The organism is Gracilibacillus thailandensis (genome assembly GCF_010994055.1).
Lineage (GTDB): Bacteria > Bacillota > Bacilli > Bacillales > Amphibacillaceae > Gracilibacillus > Gracilibacillus lacisalsi.
On sequence record NZ_WJID01000046.1, the window covers coordinates 13782 to 29142 of the forward strand.

Consider the following 15361-nt stretch of genomic DNA (forward strand, 5'->3'; position numbering starts at 1 on the left):
AAAAGATGAAAGTAATTCGCACAACCAATCATCAAGAAATGAGTAAAATTGCAGCAAATATTATTTTGGATAGAATAAAATCAAGTTCACATATCACATTGGGATTAGCTACTGGTGGGACTCCTATTCAAACCTATGCCTATTTAGCCGAAGATTACCTGGAGAATCAAACCTCCTATCAGCACGTTGTCACATTTAATTTAGATGAGTATATCGGACTTCCTAAAGATGACCCTAATAGTTACCATTACTATATGCATCAGCATTTATTCAGCAAGGTGAACATTCCTAGAGATCAAACTTTCATTCCCAATGGATTAACAGAAGATCTTGCAGCAGAATGCGAAACATATGAGCAAAAGATCCAACAATACAATGGGATTGATTTACAACTCTTAGGTTTAGGTAAAAACGGTCATATTGGTTTTAATGAACCGGGAACACCATTTGATCAGCACACTCATATCGTGTCCTTAACCCGTTCAACGATACAAGCTAATGCTCGCTTTTTTGGTACAGTGGAGGAAGTCCCAAAACAAGCCATTACAATGGGAATTGGCTCGATCATGGAAAGCAAAGAAATATTACTGCTAGTATCCGGAAAAGAAAAGAATCAAGCACTAAACAAACTCTTGCATGGTAGAATTGACGAACAGTTCCCAGCGTCTATCCTGAACAATCATGAAAATGTTACCATCATTGCAGATGAAGATGCTATAATGAATACGGATATTTAATAAATTACCATGTGAAATTTAATGATATTGCAAGCAGAACACCAAAAACAGTGCTAACTAAATCCACTATATATTTTAGTAATTAGATCTATAACAGAAAGGAGAAAGTGCAATGATAGATAAGCAATCGCCAATTCCTATTTATCATCAACTAGAAGAACAAATTAAATCTAAAATAGAAAATGGTGAATACAAGCCAGGTGATGCATTACCATCCGAGCGTGAATATGCTGAACAGCTGAACATCAGTAGAATGACAGTGCGACAAGCAATTACTAATTTAGTTAATGAACGCTATTTACACCGGATAAAAGGGAAAGGAACATTCATAACCGAGCAAAAGTTAGAACAAAACTTAAATGGACTTACAAGCTTTACAGAAGACATGAAAGCACGCGGTATGGAACCGGGTAACAAATTAATTAATTTCGAAATCATTCCAGCCAATCAGAGTTTAGCTGAGCAGCTTCATATACCTGAACACGCACCAATTTATGAGATTAAACGGATACGATTAGCTGAGAACATTCCCATGGCTTTGGAGCGTACTTATATTTCAGCAAATTTAATTAAAGGTTTGACAGATGATATTGTGCAAAATTCACTTTATCAATATATTGAGCATGACTTAGGATTAAAAATAGGAAAAGCAAGTCAGATATTTGAAGCTACTATTGCTAATGAAGAAGAAATTGAATACTTAGAAATACCTGAACATTCACCAGTCCTTTTTATGAAAAGAACGACACAACTAGAAAATGGCACAACATTTGAAGTTGTAAAATCCTCTTACCGTGCAGATCGATACAAATTTATGCTTGATCTAGAACGTTAATAAGGAGCGTCGTATAATGGTTAAAACAGTTACAGAAGCGATAAACCAAAAATCGCTTGCTATCGATGAAATGGAAGCTATCGATATCGTCTCACTAATGTTGGAAGAAGAACGCCAGATTCAAGAGGGAATTCAAAAATCGTTAACAGCTATTGCAGAAGCAGTTGAACTAATTGTAGACAAATGGGAACATGGAGCTCGTGTCTTTGTTGTAGGTGCTGGAACGAGCGGACGTATTGGAGTATTAGACGCTGTCGAACTTGGTCCAACCTTTTCGATAGAACCTGACCGTTGGATTGCGTTCGTTGCCGGCGGAAAGAATGCCATGTGGGAACCACTTGAGCAACATGAAGACAACGCTTCTGATATTGTCTATGATCTACAGCAATACGATTTTAACGAAAACGATGTACTGATTGCTATTAGCGCGAGTGGCTCTACTCCCTATTCCGTAGCTGCACTAACTTACGCGAAAGAAAAACAGGCCGCATCGATTTCGATAAGCTGTAATCAGCAGACAATGTCAACTAAACTAAGTGATGTCGGGATCGAATTGATAGTAGGTCCCGAAGTAATCCGCGGCTCAACGAGACTAAAAGCTGGAACGGCCCAGAAAATAGCGATTAATATGATATCAACCGCAACCATGGTCAAGCTTGGTAAGGTGTATCAGAATGAGATGATCGATATGCAGCTTATTAATAAAAAATTAGTGAAGCGCGCAGAGTCGATGCTAATGCAATTGACAAGTATCTCGGAAAAGGAAGCTCAAACATTAATGGACGAGACAAACAATGATGTAAAACTTTCCCTAATCATTGCCAAAACAGGCTGTAACAAAAAGGAAGCAGCTCAATATCTAACGAAAGCAAATAACCATGTAAAGAAGGCAATCCAATTATATGAAATGGGTTAGAGAAACAGCGGTGAAGGGCCGAATGTAAATTCATATCAGCTCTTCACAAAAAGTATAGACTTCGCTATAATAGAGAAAGAATAATGTACATAAGCGGTCGATTTTTTCAGTGAAAAAGGAGGAGACACATGGGAATCGCATTAATTATCGGTGTTTGCGTTACATTTTTTGTCGCTATTTTCGCTGCAGGATATGAAGCGAAACAATAATGAAGAGGCTTGCTTTCGGTTGAAAGCAAGCCTTTTTCTTAGTAAGTTAAGAAAAGATATAATCAGTGCAATGACTACGTTAAGTGAACTAGTTATTTTGACATGTTTGATGTATATTTACAACGCTCCGACTAATTACTTCGCTATGAGAAGGTGCAACAATTTTTGTCATCAGTAATATTAAAATGGACCGCTATCAGTGAGTATAAAAGCAGCTGTGTTACTTCATGCTAGCGTTGTAGAGCCTGATAATAGCGTGGGCCGCCCACTTCCACTCCTGTGGGAATTGTTTGACCTGAAGATCCACTTTTCCGAGCCGATTTTGCTCGAAAAAGTTAGCTGAAGGCCAACCCCTACGGAAAGGGAAGTGGGCAGCCGGAGTGGTGGTCAAGCAGTTGATATTATTCCATAATAGCCACTAGAGGAGAATTGCTCAGTTTTTTAAGTGTATGAACCTAGCTGGATAAAAACGAAAAACCAACTAATTATGCAATTGAAAGCATTTATATCCGTATGCTTCGATTTTCACTTTTGCTTCTTCTTGTAACACCTCTTGATCGAAGAATAATTCTATTGCCTTTCTGTTTGAAAGTGCCTCGACTTCAATACTTTTCGCTTGATCACTGTTATTTAATACAAAAATAAGCTCTGCTTCGCCTGCTTGTTTTTGATAGACAACTGTATTTCCGTCTATTACAAGAAACCTGAATTTCGCACAGTTTCCAAATCCAGGTATTTCCTTCCTCATCTTTATTAGTCTTTGAACAAAGCGAAATAATCCCTGATCTTGCTTCGACTCATCCCATTCCATGCATTTACGGCATCCAGGATCATCACCACCCGTTATGCCAATTTCGTCACCATAATAAATGCAAGGTGATCCTAAAAAGGACATTTGAAATACGTAAAGCAGTTTGACCAGATCTTTATTACCTTCAGCCATTGTTAAAATTCGAGCCGTATCATGACTGTCCAACAAGTTAAAGGCTGCTTCATTAACATTTTGCGGGTACATATGCAATACATTGGTGATACTATCAGCAAATGTTTGACTATCCATTTGCTGGTTTGCAAAATATTCTACCGCACCATTCGTGAAAGGATAGTTCATCACAGCATCAAACTGGTCCCCTTGTAGCCAAGGCATTGCATCATGCCAGATCTCGCCCAATATATATGCGTCTGGCTTCACTTCTTTTACTACATTGCGAAAATCGCGCCAAAACGCATGATCTACTTCATTGGCAACATCTAAACGCCATCCATCAATATCAAATTCTTCAATCCAATATCGCGCCACATCTAGCAGATATTTTTTCACTTCAGGATTGGCAGTATTTAATTTGGGCATGGATGCAACAAATCCAAACGCATCATAATTGGGATAGCCTTCTGCTTTTACAGGGAACTCCCATATATGAAACCAATCTTTAAAACGTGAATCTTGTTGATTTGTTAATACATCTTGAAAAGGCTCAAAATAGTAACCACTGTGATTAAACACTGCATCTAACATTACCTTTATGCCTCGACTGTGGCACTCATTCACTAACCTTCGAAAAGTCTCTTTATCCCCGAATTGTGGGTCTATTTCAAAATAGTCAATCGTATCGTATTTATGGTTCGAATACGCTTTAAAAATTGGTGTAAAGTAAATACCAGTAATACCTAAATCGGATAAATAATCCAGATGATCTATGACACCTTGAAAGTCACCTCCGAAAAAATTAGTTGCGCTTGGCTCCTCGCTCCCCCAAGGTATTGTACCTTCTGGATTTAAGGAAGAGTCTCCATTAGCAAACCGTTCAGGAAAAATCTGATACCAGACCGTATCCTTCACCCAATCAGGTGCTTGAAATATATCATTTTCATGTAAATAAGGCATACAGAAGTAATTACCGATGTCAGAGGGAATCGTTTTATAAAACCCCCTTTCTGTCACGATAATTTTCGTATTATCTTTGTCCATACATTGAAATCCGTAGCGTAATCTTCTGTATTCAGGTTGAACAGATACCTTCCAATAATCTGTTAATTGAGAAGAACCTGTCTTAATCATTTGTTTTGTTTTATATTGCCATTGATCACCCTTAAAATCATACGGGTCCGCAAATATTAATTCGACAGCTTCTACATCTCCTTTTTTCGTTTCTAGCATAATATCTATTGTTCTTTTATCTCTCGCATAGATGTATGGATTAGTTGCTCTATGGTTTATAGCTTCCATAAACATGTAATATCCCCCTTTTGGAATAGAATAATCCGTCAATCATTTTGCAGTATTTTGCCATTTCCCTATCATCAACAATTATGATAGATAGGGCAACACTGAAAGTATATTTCATGATTACTTTCAAAAAGCGCAATCGTTTTCCTTATCACTAATTTTACAATTTTAAATCTATCCTCCTCCCTCAAAAACAAACAACCCCGACTTTTACTAAAAGCCGGGGTTGTTTGTAAAGAAATACAAAAGCAGTGCCCTCCATTTGTATAATGGTGTCTATCACTGTTGATAACTTAATTATTACAATAACTGAAATGATCTGTCAATATATTTTTACTTTTCAAAAAGTACATATAATGTAGAAAAAAATATTTGAAAGTTTTTATAGAAAACGCTTGCTTATATAAAAAATCCTATGTATAATTAAAGCCAATCAAGCGCAATCGATTGCGCAAATCATGAAAAAGGGGAGAAATTATATGAGAAACATAAAATTATTTTTAGCTTTAATTACACTGTTATTTGCAATCGTTATCATCACAGCATGTGCTCCAGACAGAGAGGAAGACACAAATACTGATAACAATGAAGAAAGTACCTCAGAAGATACTGCTGAAGAACCAAATGATTCTGCTGAAGCAGATAAACCGGAAGAATTAACAGTTTGGGCCAATGATGAAGAAGAACAATTAGAAGCTATCGAGAAAATAGCAGCAGATTACGAAGAACAAAATGACATTACGGTTAATGTAGTTCCTAAATCAATGCTAGATCAATTAGATGAATTATCATTGGCAGGACCAGAAGGACGTGGACCGGATTTATTCTTTCAGCCACACGATCGAACTGGTGATATTGTTGCACAAGGTTTAGCGCAACCACTTGATATTTCTGATGAACAATTAGCTGACTACAGTGATGCTTCTCTAGCATCCGTTCAGTACGAATTTGAAGGTTCCAACGATATGTATGGCGTTCCTGCTGTAATTGAAACATACGGCATTTTTTATAACAAAGATATAATGGATGAGCCACAAACAATTGATGACTTACTTACTGCATTAGAGGAAAACACAGACGCTTCTCAGGATAAATTTGGATTTCTAATGAAACCGAACGACTTATATTTTGCTTATCCATTCTTTAAGAGTTTTGGAGGATACATTTTTGGCGGAGATATCGGTGAATATGATACAAGTGATATCGGACTTGCAAATGAAGGTGCTATCGAAGGTGGCGAACTCTATCAATCATTCTTCGGAGACGGAAAAATTCCTCCTTCCACCACAACTGATGTTATAGACGGATTATTTACAGAAGGAAAAGTTGGTGCTGTAATTAACGGGCCATGGAGTATCCCTAGTTATACAGAAGCTTTAGGGGATAGTCTTGGATTTGCCCCATTCCCTGAAATGGATGGGCAAGGAGCTCAATCATTAGTTGGGGTTAAAGCCTGGATGGTATCATACTATTCTGACAATACAGAATGGGCTACAGACCTTGCATTATTTATGACAAATGAAGAAAATCAAAAGCATTACTTTGATGTTGCTGGTGAACTGCCGACTAATACAAACGCTCTTGAATCTATTGAGGATCCAATTTTCAGTTCATTCAGTCAGCAAATTGAAAATGGAGTACCGATGCCTAGTACTCCACAAATGTCTCAAGTTTGGGAACCAATGAATAATGCATTACAGTTCTTAGCTGAAGGGGAAGATCCTTCTTCCGTACTTCCAGAAGCAGTAGAACAAATAAAAACAAATATTGATGCTAGTGGTGCTCAATAAAACACTCACGGGGGAGAAAATAATTTCTTCCCTCTCATTTTTTCTGTCCTATTGGGGAGGTTATCAAATTGAATCACAATTCCAATAACAACTTTAAAAACCATAATCCTAACGTTGCTACCGTATTATCCATAATTCTTGCAGGGTTAGGTCAGCTTTATAATCGTAGATTTTTAAAAGGTACTATTTTTATTCTATTAGAGCTCGCTTTTTTAGTAACGTTATTCGATACTATTAATTTTGGATTATGGGGATTACGTACATTAGGTACTATTCCTGGTACAGATCACTCGATTCGGTTATTGGTCTTTGGTGTCTTAGCATTAATTGCCACCATTATTTTGATCGCGCTATATGTAGGAAATGTGATGGATGCACGTAACCAGGCCAAAAAAATAAAAGATGGATGGCAGCCAAAAGGGATTAAAGCTACCATTATCGATTTTTATGATACTGCTTTTCCATATTTAATGACTGTTCCTGGGTTATTACTAATGATTTTTGTCGTCATATTCCCACTTATCTTTTCAGTCTTACTGGCATTTACAAATTATAATTTATACAACTCACCACCAAGGAACCTTGTCGATTGGGTTGGGTTTGAAAACTTTAAAGAACTTATTACGGTGCCAATCTGGCAGGATACTTTCATTAGTGTTTTAGCTTGGACCATTGTATGGACAGTGGTTGCTACGACGCTGCAAATAGCTTTAGGTTTATTCTTAGCATTGATCGTTAATGATCCAAGAATTCGATTCAAGAAATTAATTCGTACCATTTTAATTTTACCTTGGGCAGTTCCAGCTTTTGTTACGATTTTAATTTTCTCAGCTATGTTTAATGATGACTTTGGTGCGATAAACCGTGATATTATTATTCCACTCCTCGGTGGAGATGGGATTCCGTGGTTGAGTGAACCATTCTACGCGCGGACAGCGATTATATTAATTCAAACATGGTTAGGGTTCCCATTTATATTTGCATTGTTTACAGGTGTCTTACAAAGTATCTCAAAAGACTGGTATGAAGCGGCAGACGTAGATGGGGGATCTCGTTTTCAAAAATTTCGATTTATTACTTTTCCACATGTAATGTTTGCCACTGCACCGTTACTAATCATGCAGTATGCGCAAAATTTTAATAACTTTAACATTATTTACTTGTTTAATGAAGGTGGACCTCCGGTAAGAAATCAAAATGCTGGTGGCACTGACATATTAATATCATGGGTATACAAGTTAACTTTTGAAACAAACAACTATGCAATGGCTGCAGTTATATCTCTCATTATGGGACTTATCATTTCTGGTTTTGCCTTTTATCAATTTAGGCAGACGAAATCATTCAAGGAAGAAGGTGAATTGTAATGAATCAAAAACAAAAATCAAAAATCGAAGTAACGCTTATGTACCTAGTCATTCTTATCACTTCCATTATTATCTTTTATCCATTAGTGTGGACGGTGGGAATGTCTCTTAATCAGGGTACCAGCTTATATTCATCTTCACTTATTCCAGAAAATTTTTCGTTGGAACATTATAAATGGCTGTTTAGCGACGAAAGTGATTATTTATTATGGTACAAAAATTCACTGATTGTATCGATCTCAGTAGCTGCAGGCAGTGTGATCATTACCTCATTGGTAGCATATGCATTCTCTCGTTACCAATTTGTTGGAAAAAGGAATGCACTGTATATCTTCCTGTTACTACAAATGTTTCCAGTTATGATGGCAATGGTAGCATTATATATTTTCCTAAATATGATCGGCATGCTTGATACCTTAACTGGGTTAATATTGGTTTATCTAGGTGGGCAAATACCATTTAATGCATGGTTAGTTAAAGGCTATTTTGACACCATTCCACGTGAACTTGACGAAGCGGCGAGAATAGATGGGGCTGGGCATTTAAGAGTATTTTGGAGTGTAATGCTTCCACTAGCAAAACCTATTTTAGCAGTAGTTGCATTATTTAATTTTATGATGCCACTTTTTGATTTCTTATTACCATCAATCGTACTATCAAGTCAGGATAACTATACTCTAGCAGTTGGATTATTTAATTTTATTAATGACCGCTTTGCAAATAACTTCACTAGATTTGCTGCAGGTTCTATTTTAATAGCAGTTCCAGTTGCAACGGTTTATCTATTCTTGCAACGCTACTTAATTTCTGGACTAACAGCAGGCGGAACGAAAGGATAAATTTCGTTTTACAGTGAAACATACTTTGATAATAATACCTGATCACATATAATAGAAATACAGAATTCTCAGACATTAATGCATTTTTACAAATCTAAAGGGTGAAAAATTATGGCAGTTACAATAAAAGACGTAGCAAAAAAAGCAGGAGTAGCACCCTCAACGGTTTCTAGAGTTATAGCAGACAATCCTAGAATCAGTTTAGATACCAAAAAGCGTGTAAGAAAAGCGATGAAAGATCTGGGATACCATCCAAATATAAACGCCCGTAATCTCGCGGTACGATCTTCACAAGCAATTGGTGTCATTATGCCATCATCAGCTGATAAAGCATTGCAAAATCCATTCTTTCCTGAAGTTTTACGTGGAATTGGCTCATTTGCCCATGAAGCAGAATATTCTTTATACGTATCAACGGGTGGTAATGAAGAAGACGTATATGAAGAAGTACAACGAATGGTAAACGGTAACAGGGTTGATGGTATTATCTTACTTTATTCGCGGATTGCTGATCCTGTACAACAATTTTTAACGGAGAAAAATTTTCCCTTTGTCATGGTAGGGAAACCTTCTGAACAAGAAAGTGAAATTACGTATGTCGATAATAATAACTTTAAAGCGAGCAAGGACTTAACCAACCATTTGATAGACATCGGGCATCGTCATATCGCTTTTATCGGTGGTTCAACGGAATTAACAGTAACTCTTGACCGTCTAAACGGTTATAAGTCTGCCATAGAAGAAGCAGGCTTGCCATTACCAAATGAATATACGGTGCACGCGGAATTTCTAAAATCCGGTGGTCGTGATGCGGTCGAGCAACTATTTGCGTTGGATGAACCGCCAACAGGTTTGGTAGTTGCCGATGACTTGATGTCTTTAGGGGTGATAAATACATTAGAAGAAATCGGTCTAAGCTGCCCTGAAGATGTATCCTTAACATCATTTAATAACCTTTATTTATCGGAAATTACCACACCACCTTTAACAACTGTTGATATTCAAATCTATCAGTTAGGTGTACAGTCAGCAAGGTGCTTAATTGAAAAAGCAAAAAACAAGGATGAGCCAGCTAAACGTATTATTGTTCCTTATGAAATTAAATTTAGACAATCAACTAAATCAAATACATCTGAAACTTTGCAATAGTTGAAAAGGTATACCTGTGTTAGTAGGTATACCTTTTTTAAATAGTAATCGATTGACCGACTACTGCTATAGTTGCTTGATTGGTATATGTTTGTTCCGCCTCTTTTAATATATTTTGTACATCGCCGAAATGGGGTAAATGAGTTAGTATCAGTTGTTTAGCGGCTGCTTTTTCTGCCAATGCCCCCGCCTGTCGACCACTCATATGGCCTGGAATTTTCCCTTCATATTCCTGATAGAGATTAGCCTCCGAAACCAATAAATCAGCATGTTGAGAAAATGGGATCAATGACTTTTTCCAGCCAGTATCAGCTGTAAAGACGACCTTTTTTCCTTTTGCCTCTAGTTTTATTGCTAAACAGTATACAGGATGATTCGTCTCTGTTGTCTCTATTGTAAAAGGACCTATTTGTGAAGTTTTGATTATATTAAATGCTTCAATATGTTCTTTAAAAGATAAAGAGTGGTACTGCTCATCACGATCATGCGCATATATAGCTAATGTTTTAGGTTGATCTGCTAATTGGTTTTGAATCAATTTTGCGTAATGAAGCGCTCCAACATCGGCAATATGATCATGATGGTAATGGGTGATAATCACCGCATCTAATTGTTGAATGGATATGTAATTTTGCAACGATGCAAGCACACCACTACCACAATCTAATAACAGATGAAACCCGTCTTCCTCAATTAAAAAAGAAGATGTAGCACTATTTGCCTGCGGATAGCCTCCCCAAATTCCTAGAGGGATTATTTTCATATTTTCAACTCCTTTTATAGAAATTAATTGGCTTCTGTTTCGTTTCAGTGTTACATCACATCTTAAGGTCAGCTTTTGCTTGCTTATGTCTTCTAGAGTCTGCATCTCGAAGACACTTTTCTTCATTTTCGCTTTCTTTTGTCCACGAAATTGCTAAAAATTAGTTCGCACGAAAAAAAGCCACTAAAATATCCTAGTGGCTTTACTATACTAATTTTCTTCACTTTTATCAAAAATTCCCTTTGTCTGCTTCGCCGGCATTTTTCACAGCTGCTTCTCTGTCTTGGGCCATTTCTGCCACCGATTTCACTTTTACTCGTGCCGCTCCCTGATAATCTTTCGTTGGAATTCTTTCTTCTTCTGCTAATCTTTTTTCGGCCTGAGCTATCGCTTCTTTATACTGTGGTAACCATTCTTTTTCGGCAACTAACATTTCATCAGTCATTTGCCAGATTTCTTTCGGGTTACACACAGCACCGACTAGCGGGTCCATCATCATTGCTTGGCGCAACAAATAATCATCTCCATGGACAGCTGCTTCTACTGCTAAGCGCTGAACGGAAATGCTGACATTACAAACGGCAGCAGGTCCCAGCGGTAAATCCCCTACATACGGCATATTAATTCCATTGCGATCAACGTAACCCGGTGCTTCAATGATCGCATCAACTGGTAAATTCGAAATAATTCCATTGTTAACCCTGTTAAAGTGACCTCGGTATACACGACCGGTTTCCAATCCTTCTAAAATATAGGAACCATGTTCTTCACCGCGATTTTCCTCTTTGTATTCAAAGGCTGGTTCCTTTAACCAATTTGGAAAATCTGTCTCAAACCAATTACGTCCCTCGGTACAAACGCGTAGATACCCGCCAGTTTCTCCGTTTATCCAACTGCTTAAATCAATCCACTCGTTAATTTCTTCCGGACGCTTACGATACCACGGTACATATTCACTCAAATGACCATTAGACTCGGTACTAAAATAACCGAAACGACGAAGCATATCAATTCGTACCTTTTCGGTATCCTTATATTCAGGATGACTTTCAAATGCTTCTAATAAATCTTCAGTCCGGTCGACTCCATTTGTTTTCACTTCTATATACCATGTTTGGTGATTGATTCCAGCGCAAATGATATCTACCTCATCTTTTTTCTTCCCTAATACTTCGGCGATTTGTTTATGGCCATTTTGAACACCGTGACAAAGACCGATCGTATTAACTCCTCCATACTTGTTACAGGCCCATGTTAACATGGCCATCGGGTTTGCATAGTTTAACAACAACACACCTGGATCCGCTACTTCACGGATATCTTTACAAATTTCTAACATCTCTGCTATTCCACGTTGCCCATACATAATTCCGCCTGCACTTAATGTATCCCCAACACACTGGTCAACACCGTATTTTAATGGGATCTCGACATCATGTTTAAAAGCTTCTAATCCACCAATTCTGACCACATTAAAAATATATTTTGCATCTGTTAAAGCAGTTCTTCTGTCTGTAGTTGCCTCAATCGTAATTGCTAGTCCATTTTCATCGATATCCCGTTGACACAACTGTGTTACCATATCTAAGTTTTTCTGATTGATATCGGTAAAAGCTACCTCTATTCTTTGAAATTCTGGTACCGACAAAATGTCACGAAGCAAGCCACGCGTAAATCCAATACTACCTGCACCGATAAAAGCAATTTTAAATGACATGTCTCTACCTCCTTTTCGTCTTTAAAGGTATCTTATCACGAAAGGAGTGTAAGCGATTTAAATATTATCGTTTCTTGTTCAGTTTATGTATAAAATTCTAACCTTTTATATTTCACGAGAATGTTCTCGATAGGCTGACGGTGCTAAACCTGTTTCCTTTTTAAACAAATTGCTGAAGTATTGACTCGTGTTCACCCCAACATAATTGGATATTTCTGTAACTGGAATTTCAGTATTGACTAGCAGCATTTTCGCTTTCTCCAGCCGTACTTTGGTAATATATTGATTAATCGTCATTCCTTGTGAACGACGGAAGATTTTATGTAAATAGCTAGGATGAAGATGCGTGATAGACGCAAGCCTTTCTACCTTTATTTCTGTATCATAATGTTCATGAATATAGGTCAATGCTTTTTTAATATGCTGATTACCTGTTTGTTCATGGTACTCACGTCGGTTACGGTCAATCCACAGTAACAATTGGACCATTAAGTTATCAATCAACAGTTGATTGTTTGCAGATTGATGATCTAATTCCAGAACGAGGTGTCGTAAAGTAAAATATACCGCTTCATCATCTTTTAATAGAAAATACCGCTCGTTCTGATCAAATAATGACCGTATGGACGGCTGTGTTTGAAAAAGCTGTTCAATGGACATATAAGGAGTGGTTTTATTGCTATGAAGGATGAATTCGATATTTAACATTCGGCAAGGATGATCTTTATCAATGATTAGGCGATGCTTCACATTACTCTGAATATAAATATATTGACCCTTACGCATATGAACAATCCGGTCATCAATTTCAATCTGACATTTGCCATCCATAACATACATAATCTCGATTGCAGGATGATGATGTAAGTCCATCTCAAACTCGTGCCAACGTTTATAATAATAAGCCACAGCCTTAGGAAATTGTCCCATCCTTTATCCTCCTTAGAAAAAAAGCTAGAAGATAATCTCCTAACTTTTTTTCAAACTCTCCACTTTCGTATATCTGTGATTTTTTCATCAAAAAAGGCAAGCACATCGTCGACCTCTTGTTTCAATAATGTTAAATCCGTCGAAAGCCAGCGAATAAGAATTCCTTTACCATCGATATCGGTCATCCCTGCTCGATGGTGCTTCGCCTGTGATAAGCGCTGCTGGACATCCCATTCATCAAAAGGCGGATCCGGTGAAATATACCATATCGAAGCAACATATGGAAATGACTCTGTCATGCCATGATGTGCCAACATCTCTTCATTTCCGGTAAATTGGACCGGATCATAAGCTAGACATTGATCTTCCGTCCAGATCTCCATTAACGAATAGTAATGATAATCAGATCGATTTAAATGAACGATTTCTGACCAGACAAATTCCGCATCCCCTGTGACATTCACTTTTATATGTTGACTAATGTTACTATGATTAGCTGGGATTATTTCACGTTTTCTAAAAAATAATAACGCTTCTTCTTCGATGTTACAGGTAAATTGAAGGGAATGATTTTCTTGAGTATGCTTATCCGTTTCCATCTCTAATAGTTTTATATTAGACGCTTTTTTTACTGTAAAATCAATCGAAATGGGATCTGTTGTTTGATTCAATCCATCGATATTATAGGTCGTAAATACACGATGGCTCTGATCTGCTTTTGCAATTTTTAATGGTGGATCACCTTTATAGTCTAGAATATTGACTTTCTGAAACCGTGCTTGTAACTGCTTATTCGATTCCATCTTTACCTCCATTAAGATATAAATAATTTTGATAAAAGATATTTATGCTGCATAGCGGATATTTCCAATCCGATCGCACTATTCTGCATATCTTTAAAATGTAGTGTCATTGCCAATTCAGTTGTTTGATCCACTTTTGTTAATGCATCTAATGTGACTTGTTCCGCGTCTTTTGGTGCTAGTGGAATCGCTCTTACCGCATGCTGAATAAGGTTTGTTAAAGAAAAATATAAATAGGTTTGGATCGTTGCAAACAAGTCAAACCCTTTTTCAAATGCATAAAGACTATATACAATAACATAATGATTTAACGAATCTCTATCCTTTATTTCTTCCGACCATTTGGAGAGGATAGGTGTCGCTTCAATCGTCAATAGCCGATCAAGGAAACGGCTCCCTGCTTGACGGCTAGTCTTCTTTAACTCCAATACATTTTTTCTGGCATTATATATTTCGGCTAAATACAGGACCTGATCCCAATCATTTTTCTTCAGTTTTGAAAATAATTCTTTAATAATAATTGCATCGTTATATAATAAATAATTACCGACGTAACTATGGCAAAAGGAAGCCAGATCTTCCTTTGAATTTACTTGCTTGGATCGGATATACATTTCCATTCCAATTGCATGTGCTACCTGACTTTTTAAGAAAGATGAATGGTGCATATGTAATAAATGTAAAAGTTTTTGCGAATCATTGGTACTCATCCAATCCCTCCATTTCTTAGTCTATTATATCATACTCATAAAGGTGGATTGATAATATCTTTCGATCGATTTGTTGCTGAATGGAGATTGTACAAGAAAAGCACAGAGCGTCCGCTTAGAAACGTAGCGACTGGAACGAATTAACTGAGATAAAGGAATCACGGTGAGTTTACGAACCGATGATGACTTATCGTAGGGCAATTCGTGAAGTCACCTAGTTTCTGGGCGCTTGCTTAGACAGGCACCCAATTTTTATACTTTCTTTCCTTATAAGACATACTGGGAAAGCCCACCCGGTCCTTTTCATTGATCAAAATAATATATCGATGATATAAAGTAGTTATTTTGAGATGGATATTGGGCGTAACA

The 15361-nt window shown here is 37.2% G+C and carries 13 protein-coding genes; 7 read left to right on the forward strand and 6 right to left on the reverse strand.

The window, feature by feature from the left end:
* Nucleotides 1–5: 5 nt before the first annotated feature.
* From nagB to murQ, 3 genes are all read left to right on the forward strand, one after another.
* Nucleotides 6–737, forward strand: coding sequence for a glucosamine-6-phosphate deaminase (gene nagB / locus GH715_RS13860; RefSeq protein WP_018933912.1), 732 nt, complete (start codon nucleotides 6–8; stop codon nucleotides 735–737).
* Between the two features lie 112 nt (nucleotides 738–849).
* Nucleotides 850–1572 (forward strand): GntR family transcriptional regulator, encoded by a 723-nt coding sequence (locus GH715_RS13865; RefSeq protein ID WP_018933911.1) that lies wholly within the window; start codon nucleotides 850–852, stop codon nucleotides 1570–1572.
* Between the two features lie 16 nt (nucleotides 1573–1588).
* A complete protein-coding gene (gene murQ, locus GH715_RS13870; RefSeq protein WP_153835809.1) occupies nucleotides 1589–2488 on the forward strand; it encodes an N-acetylmuramic acid 6-phosphate etherase in 900 nt (299 codons plus the stop codon).
* Nucleotides 2489–3178: 690 nt separating this feature from the next.
* Here murQ and GH715_RS13875 read toward each other — a convergent pair.
* Entirely contained in the window at nucleotides 3179–4930 is a 1752-nt protein-coding gene (locus GH715_RS13875) for a glycoside hydrolase family 13 protein (RefSeq protein WP_153835810.1), read from the reverse strand.
* A gap of 473 nt (nucleotides 4931–5403) precedes the next feature.
* On the opposite strand from GH715_RS13875, the gene GH715_RS13880 reads away from it, so the two are divergent.
* The 4 genes from GH715_RS13880 (at nucleotide 5404) to GH715_RS13895 (ending at nucleotide 10069) form a co-directional block, all read left to right on the forward strand.
* Nucleotides 5404–6714, forward strand: a complete 1311-nt coding sequence (locus GH715_RS13880; RefSeq protein ID WP_153835811.1) for a sugar ABC transporter substrate-binding protein — start codon at nucleotides 5404–5406, stop codon at nucleotides 6712–6714.
* A gap of 68 nt (nucleotides 6715–6782) precedes the next feature.
* Nucleotides 6783–8081, forward strand: a complete 1299-nt coding sequence (locus GH715_RS13885; protein ID WP_153835812.1) for a carbohydrate ABC transporter permease — start codon at nucleotides 6783–6785, stop codon at nucleotides 8079–8081.
* On the forward strand, nucleotides 8081–8920 hold the full coding sequence (locus tag GH715_RS13890; protein ID WP_153835813.1) for a sugar ABC transporter permease: 840 nt from the start codon (nucleotides 8081–8083) through the stop codon (nucleotides 8918–8920). Before GH715_RS13885 ends, GH715_RS13890 begins: the two co-directional genes overlap by 1 nt.
* Before the next feature lie 111 nt (nucleotides 8921–9031).
* Nucleotides 9032–10069, forward strand: a complete 1038-nt coding sequence (locus tag GH715_RS13895; RefSeq protein WP_153835814.1) for a LacI family DNA-binding transcriptional regulator — start codon at nucleotides 9032–9034, stop codon at nucleotides 10067–10069.
* A gap of 37 nt (nucleotides 10070–10106) precedes the next feature.
* Here the strand turns inward: GH715_RS13895 and GH715_RS13900 are convergent, their stop codons facing one another.
* The 5 genes from GH715_RS13900 to GH715_RS13920 form a co-directional block, all read right to left on the reverse strand.
* Nucleotides 10107–10832, reverse strand: coding sequence for an MBL fold metallo-hydrolase (locus GH715_RS13900; RefSeq protein ID WP_153835815.1), 726 nt, complete (start codon nucleotides 10830–10832; stop codon nucleotides 10107–10109).
* A 229-nt stretch (nucleotides 10833–11061) separates the two neighbouring features.
* Nucleotides 11062–12549: an alpha-glucosidase/alpha-galactosidase gene (melA, locus tag GH715_RS13905; RefSeq protein WP_153835816.1), complete on the reverse strand. Its 1488-nt coding sequence runs from the start codon at nucleotides 12547–12549 to the stop codon at nucleotides 11062–11064.
* A 105-nt stretch (nucleotides 12550–12654) separates the two neighbouring features.
* Nucleotides 12655–13479 (reverse strand): helix-turn-helix transcriptional regulator, encoded by an 825-nt coding sequence (locus GH715_RS13910; RefSeq protein ID WP_153835817.1) that lies wholly within the window; start codon nucleotides 13477–13479, stop codon nucleotides 12655–12657.
* Between the two features lie 50 nt (nucleotides 13480–13529).
* The gene (locus GH715_RS13915) at nucleotides 13530–14282 is read right to left on the reverse strand and encodes an urease accessory protein UreD (RefSeq protein WP_153835818.1); all 753 of its coding nucleotides are present in this window, start codon (nucleotides 14280–14282) and stop codon (nucleotides 13530–13532) included.
* Between the two features lie 11 nt (nucleotides 14283–14293).
* Nucleotides 14294–14992 carry an urease accessory protein UreF gene (locus tag GH715_RS13920; protein ID WP_153835819.1) on the reverse strand — a complete coding sequence of 233 codons (699 nt, stop codon included), beginning with the start codon at nucleotides 14990–14992 and terminating at the stop codon, nucleotides 14294–14296.
* Nucleotides 14993–15361: the final 369 nt, after the last annotated feature.

Excerpts from the sequence above, each read along its gene's own strand:
- nagB (WP_018933912.1), top strand. The coding sequence starts at position 6 with ATGAAAGTAATTCGCACAACCAATCATCAAGAAATGAGTAAAATTGCA.
- GH715_RS13865 (WP_018933911.1), top strand. The coding sequence starts at position 850 with ATGATAGATAAGCAATCGCCAATTCCTATTTATCATCAACTAGAAGAA.
- murQ (WP_153835809.1), top strand. The coding sequence starts at position 1,589 with ATGGTTAAAACAGTTACAGAAGCGATAAACCAAAAATCGCTTGCTATC.
- GH715_RS13875 (WP_153835810.1), bottom strand. The coding sequence starts at position 4,930 with ATGTTTATGGAAGCTATAAACCATAGAGCAACTAATCCATACATCTAT.
- GH715_RS13880 (WP_153835811.1), top strand. The coding sequence starts at position 5,404 with ATGAGAAACATAAAATTATTTTTAGCTTTAATTACACTGTTATTTGCA.
- GH715_RS13890 (WP_153835813.1), top strand. The coding sequence starts at position 8,081 with ATGAATCAAAAACAAAAATCAAAAATCGAAGTAACGCTTATGTACCTA.
- GH715_RS13895 (WP_153835814.1), top strand. The coding sequence starts at position 9,032 with ATGGCAGTTACAATAAAAGACGTAGCAAAAAAAGCAGGAGTAGCACCC.
- GH715_RS13900 (WP_153835815.1), bottom strand. The coding sequence starts at position 10,832 with ATGAAAATAATCCCTCTAGGAATTTGGGGAGGCTATCCGCAGGCAAAT.
- melA (WP_153835816.1), bottom strand. The coding sequence starts at position 12,549 with ATGTCATTTAAAATTGCTTTTATCGGTGCAGGTAGTATTGGATTTACG.
- GH715_RS13910 (WP_153835817.1), bottom strand. The coding sequence starts at position 13,479 with ATGGGACAATTTCCTAAGGCTGTGGCTTATTATTATAAACGTTGGCAC.
- GH715_RS13915 (WP_153835818.1), bottom strand. The coding sequence starts at position 14,282 with ATGGAATCGAATAAGCAGTTACAAGCACGGTTTCAGAAAGTCAATATT.
- GH715_RS13920 (WP_153835819.1), bottom strand. The coding sequence starts at position 14,992 with ATGAGTACCAATGATTCGCAAAAACTTTTACATTTATTACATATGCAC.